This window comes from Streptomyces sp. E11-3 (genome assembly GCF_046540415.1).
In the GTDB taxonomy this organism is placed as follows: domain Bacteria; phylum Actinomycetota; class Actinomycetes; order Streptomycetales; family Streptomycetaceae; genus Streptomyces.
Window position 1 is genome coordinate 986,656 of sequence record NZ_JAZGRL010000002.1, and the last position, 5,046, is coordinate 991,701.

A 5,046-nucleotide genomic window follows, 5' to 3' on the forward strand; every position below is an offset into this window, starting at 1 on the left:
CCCCAGATACGCCCCCGCGAACGCCCCCGCCAGGCAGGCGATCGAGTCGGAGTCGCCCGCCGTGCAGGCGGCCCTGCGCAGTGCCGTGACCGGGTCGCCGGGGAACAGCAGGAAGCACAGCAGGCCCGTCGCGAGGGCCTCCTCCGCGATCCAGCCCTCGCCCGTGGCCAGGCACGGGTCAGTCTCCTCGTTCGCGTCGCCTACCGCGGTGGCGAGGCGTTCCAGGATGGCCAGGCACTCGTCCCAGCCGCGGGCGATGAAGTGCTCCGCGCTCGGGTCCTGGGAGCGGGTCCACAGGTCGCCGAGCCAGCGGTGGTGATAGCGGGTGCGGTTGTCGATGGCGTACGAGCGAAGGAGCCCCACCAGTCCGGTGGGCTCCGCGCCCTGGGCGAGCAGATACACGGCGCGCGCCGTCAGGTCGCTCGCCGCGAGCGCGGTCGGGTGCCCGTGGGTGAGCGCGGACTGCAACTGCGCGGCCCCGGCACGCTGTTCCTCGTCGAGCCCGGGTACGAGACCGATCGGCGCGACCCGCATATTCGCGCCGCACCCCTTGGAGTGCACCTGACTGGCGTCCTGCCACGGCCGTGCGCTGTCCAGGAGCTCGCAGGCGACCAGGCAAGTGCGGCCGGGCGCCCGGTTGTTGTCGGGCGAGTGGTACCAGGCGACGAACTCCGCGCGCACCGCCTCCTCAAGGCGCGAAGGCCCAAGCGGCCCGTGCTCCATCGCGGTCCGCAGGCCACGGCCGAGCGCGAGCGTCATCTGGGTGTCGTCCGTGACGAACGCGGGCCGGGGCAGCTCCATCTCCCGCCAGGGCCCGCACTTGGCGAGGATCGACGGTACGTCGTTGAACTCGGTCGGGAAGCCGAGCGCGTCGCCGATGGCGAGCCCGATCAGCGAGCCCGTGGCGTTGCTGGTGGCGCTGCCGGTCATGTGGGGCGTCCTTCCGGTCGCAGCAGAGGCGGGTGCAGGGCGGTGGCCGGACCCGCCCGGTAGAGCGCGGCCGGTTTCCCGCGTCCTCCGGTGCGGCGCGCGGCGCCGACGACCGGCTCCACGAAGCCGGGCGTGGCGAGGACCTTGCGCCGGAAGTTGGGCCGGTCGATGGCGGTGCCCCAGACGGTCTCGTACACCTGCTGCAGCTCACCGAGGGTGAACTCGGGCGGGCAGAAGGAGGTGGCCAGGCAGCTGTGCTCCAGCTTGGCGCCGACGCCGTCGTGCGCGTCGGCGAGGATCCGCTCGTGGTCGAAGGCGAGCCGCTGCCGCGCGGGGTACGGCAGCCACTGGGCGCGCGCCGCGTCCCCGCCGCCGTGCGGCTCCGGCAGGTCGGGCACCAGCGCGGTGTACGCGATGGACACCACCCGCATCCGGGGGTCGCGGTCCGGCTCGCTGTACGTACGCAGCTGCTCCAGGTGGAGCGAGGCGACGACGGCGTCCGACAGGCCTGTCTCCTCGGCGAGCTCGCGCCGGGCGGCTGTCTCGGCAGACTCGTCGGCCAGCACGAAGCCGCCGGGCAGCGCCCACCGGCCCGCGTACGGCTCCTGGCCGCGCTCGATCAGCAGGACCCGCAGCGCTCCCCCGCGCACGGTGAAGACCGCGAGGTCGACCGTGACCGCGAAGGGCGGGAACGCCTGCGGGTCGTAGCCCTCGGGTACCCGCACCAAACCGCCCACCCCCTTAATAGTCACTTCGACTATAAATGGAGTGGGCGGCAGATCACAACGGAGTTGTCCGCGGCGCGAGAACCCTCACAGTCCGCAGCGCGAGAATCCTGACAGTCCGCGGCGCGAGAACCCTTACAGGTCGACCTCGCGCATCAGCATCCCGACCTCGGTGTTGCTCAGCCGCCGCAGCCAGCCGGACTTCTGGTCGCCGAGACCGATCGGCCCGAAGTCCGTCCGCACCAGCTTCTCCACCGGGAAACCGGCCTCGGAGAGCATCCGGCGCACGATGTGCTTGCGGCCCTCGTGCAGCGTCACCTCGACCAGGTAGTTCTTGCCGAGCTGCTCGACGACCCGGAAGTGGTCGGCGCGGGCGTACCCGTCCTCCAGCTGGATGCCGTCCTTGAGCTGCTTGCCCAGGTCGCGCGGGATGGGGCCCTGGATGGCGGCCACATAGGTCTTCTTCACACCGTACTTGGGGTGCGTGAGGCGGTGCGCCAGCTCGCCGTGGTTGGTGAGCAGGATGATGCCCTCGGTCTCGGTGTCGAGCCGACCCACGTGGAAGAGCCGGGTCTCCCGGTTGGTGACGTAGTCACCGAGGCACTGGCGGCCGTCCGGGTCCTCCATGGTGGAGACGACACCGGCGGGCTTGTTCAGCGCGAAGAACTGGTACGACTGCGTGGCGACCGTCAGCCCGTCGACCTTGATCTCGTCGCTCTCGGGCTTCACCCGCAGCCCCTGCTCGAGCACGATCTCGCCGTTGACCTCGACGCGGGCCTGCTCGATCAGCTCCTCGCAGGCACGCCGCGAGCCGTACCCGGCGCGGGCCAGCACCTTCTGCAGCCGCTCGCCCTCCTGCTCGGCGCCGGGGAAGGTCTTGGGGGTCTTGACCTGTGGCTTGCCCGCGTAGCGCTCGCGGTTGCGCTCCTCCTGCCGTGCGTCGTACTCGCGTGACGTGGCGGGCGCGCTGCGGCGGCTGCCTCGCGCGCCGCTGCCCTGGGACGTACGAGGGCCGCCCTTGGCGCCACCGCGCGCGGCCGCGCCGCGGCCCTTCCTCGGACCTGGGCCGCCGTCCGACGGGCTCACGTCGTAGCGGCGCTCCTCGGGACGGGGCTTGCTGGCTCGCTTCTGCTGGTCGTCGCGGCTCTTACCGGAACCCCGGTAATCGCCGCGGCCGCCGCCGCTGCCGCTGTTGCCACCACGGCTCCCGCCGCTGCTGCCGCTGCTGCCGCGGCTGCCGCTGTTGCCACCACGGCTCCCGCCGTTGTTTCCGCTGCTGTTCCTGCCGCTGCTGCTTCGCATCAAAGTTCCGTCTTGTCGTCTACGTCGTCTGGATCCGGGGCGTCCGGGTCGAACGACGGCACACCTTCCTGCGTCTCGGACTCGATCGCCTCCGCCTCGGGGAGGAAGGGCGCGAGCTCCGGAAGCTCGTCCAGGCCACGCAGGCCCATCCGCTCCAGAAAGTAGTTCGTCGTCCTGTACAGGATCGCACCTGTTTCGGGTTCCGCGCCCGCCTCCTGCACCAGACCCCGCTGGAGCAGGGTCCGCATCACCCCGTCGCAGTTCACGCCGCGCACCGCGGAGACCCTGGAGCGGCTCACCGGCTGGCGGTACGCGACGACGGCGAGGGTCTCCAGGGCCGCCTGGGTGAGCCGGGCCTGCTGGCCGTCCAGGACGAAGCCCTCGACGGCGGCGGCGTACTCGGGGCGCGTGTAGAACCGCCAGCCACCGGCCACCAGCCGCAGCTCGAAACCGCGCCGCTGTGTCGTGTACTCGTCGGCGAGTTCGCGCAGCGCGTCGGCGACCTGGCGGCGCGGCCGGTCCAGCACCTTGGCGAGGTGCTCCTCGGTGGCCGGTTCGTCGACGACCATCAGGACGGCCTCAAGGGCGGGCTTGAGCTCCAGGTCCGCGACGGCGGCCAGCCCGGCCGGAACCTGCGGACTCTCCTCGGCGCTCACGCCTTACTCACACCTTCACTCACGCCTTCTCCTTCGTCTCGCGCGGGGCGTCCGGGGCGTCCGGCACCTCGGGCGCCCGGTCGAACTCGTCCGTGACCATCGGCTCCGCGCCCTCGCCTCCGGTCCAGCGCACCACCAGGTCGGCCAGCGCCTCGTCCTGGTCGAGGGCGACGGCTTTCTCGCGGTACAGCTCAAGCAGCGCCAGGAAGCGGGCGACGACGGTGAGCGTGCCGTCGGCGTCCGCGACGAGTTCCTGGAAGCGGAGCTCGCCGCTCTCGCGCAGCCGGGCGACGACCACGTCGGCCTGTTCCCGTACGGAGACGAGCGGGGCGTGGATGTGGTCGACGTACACCTGCGGCTTGGGCTTGGGCTGCATCGCCTTGACCGCGAGCCTGGCGAAGCCCTCGGCACCGATGCTGATGACCACCTCGGGGAGCAGCTCGGCGTGGTGCGGTTCGAGCCCGACGGTACGGGGATACCGCCGGGCCTCGTCGTCCAGCCGCCCGCTGAAGATGTCGGCGATCTGCTTGTACGCGCGGTACTGCAGGAGCCGCGCGAAGAGCAGGTCGCGCGCCTCCAGCAGGGCGAGGTCGGCCTCGTCCTCGACCTCGGCGGCGGGCAGCAGCCGGGCCGCCTTCAGGTCCAGCAGGGTCGCCGCCACGACCAGGAACTCGGTGGTCTGGTCGAGGTCCCAGTCGGAACCCATGGCCCGGATGTACGTCATGAACTCGTCGGTGACGCGCGAGAGCGCCACTTCCGTGACATCCAGCTTGTGCTTGGCGATCAGCTGCAACAGCAGATCAAACGGCCCCTCGAAGTTAGCCAGCCGAACCTTGAACCGCCCGTCGTCGGGCTCGCTGCCGGCCTCCCTGTCGGCCCCGCTGTCGGGCTCGCTATCGGGCTCGCTATCGGGCTCGCTATCGGGCTCGCTATCGGGCTCGCTATCGGCCCGGACCTCCGGCCCGGCGACAACAGCCGCCGCCCCGGGCACGACCTGGGCCGCCAGCTCATCCGCAGCGGCCTGGGCCACCGACTCATCCGGCCCGGGCCGGAGCACCGGCTCACCCGCCGGAACCCGGATCACCGACTCCCGCGCCGCGATCCGACCCACCGGCCCATCCGGCACGGCCCCGGTCACCGACTCATCCACGGCGACCTGGGTCCATGGCTCATCCGCCGGACCCTGGGGCGCCAGGTCACCCGGCGCAGACTCGGCCGCCGCCTCACCCGGCGAAGCCTGGGTGGCCGACGCAGGCGGGCGCGCCTCTGCGGCCGACTCGACCGGCCCACCCCCGGCAGCCGCCCCGTCTTCGCCTGCGGCCTCGGCTTCGGCGGGTCGCTCGGCCACCGCGTCCTGCGGCCCCGCCGCGTCCTGCTCATGCGGCGACGATTGGGGGCCTGGGGGCTTGCCCTCAGTGTCGGGAAGGGGTGGG

The 5,046-nt window shown here is 72.1% G+C and carries 5 protein-coding genes; all 5 read right to left on the reverse strand.

Going from position 1 to position 5,046, the window contains the following annotated elements:
• Positions 1 to 930, reverse strand: a 930-nt coding sequence (locus tag U9R90_RS23340; RefSeq protein WP_411058606.1) for an ADP-ribosylglycohydrolase family protein, incomplete at its 3' end; no start/stop codon positions are given.
• A complete protein-coding gene (locus tag U9R90_RS23345; protein WP_411058607.1) occupies positions 927 to 1,655 on the reverse strand; it encodes an NUDIX hydrolase in 729 nt (242 codons plus the stop codon). The genes U9R90_RS23345 and U9R90_RS23340, both read right to left, overlap by 4 nt.
• 135 nt (positions 1,656 to 1,790) lie before the next feature.
• A complete protein-coding gene (locus U9R90_RS23350) occupies positions 1,791 to 2,957 on the reverse strand; it encodes a pseudouridine synthase (protein WP_411058608.1) in 1,167 nt (388 codons plus the stop codon).
• Entirely contained in the window at positions 2,957 to 3,526 is a 570-nt protein-coding gene (scpB, locus tag U9R90_RS23355) for an SMC-Scp complex subunit ScpB (protein ID WP_411059781.1), read from the reverse strand. The genes U9R90_RS23350 and scpB overlap by 1 nt, the downstream gene beginning before the upstream one ends.
• A 106-nt stretch (positions 3,527 to 3,632) precedes the next feature.
• Positions 3,633 to 4,643 carry a segregation and condensation protein A gene (locus U9R90_RS23360; RefSeq protein WP_411059782.1) on the reverse strand — a complete coding sequence of 337 codons (1,011 nt, stop codon included), beginning with the start codon at positions 4,641 to 4,643 and terminating at the stop codon, positions 3,633 to 3,635.
• Between the last annotated feature and the right edge of the window lie 403 nt (positions 4,644 to 5,046).

Bases quoted from the DNA above. Each gene is read 5' to 3' on its own strand.
- U9R90_RS23350 (WP_411058608.1), bottom strand. From the start codon at position 2,957: ATGCGAAGCAGCAGCGGCAGGAACAGCAGCGGAAACAACGGCGGGAGC.
- scpB (WP_411059781.1), bottom strand. From the start codon at position 3,526: ATGGTCGTCGACGAACCGGCCACCGAGGAGCACCTCGCCAAGGTGCTG.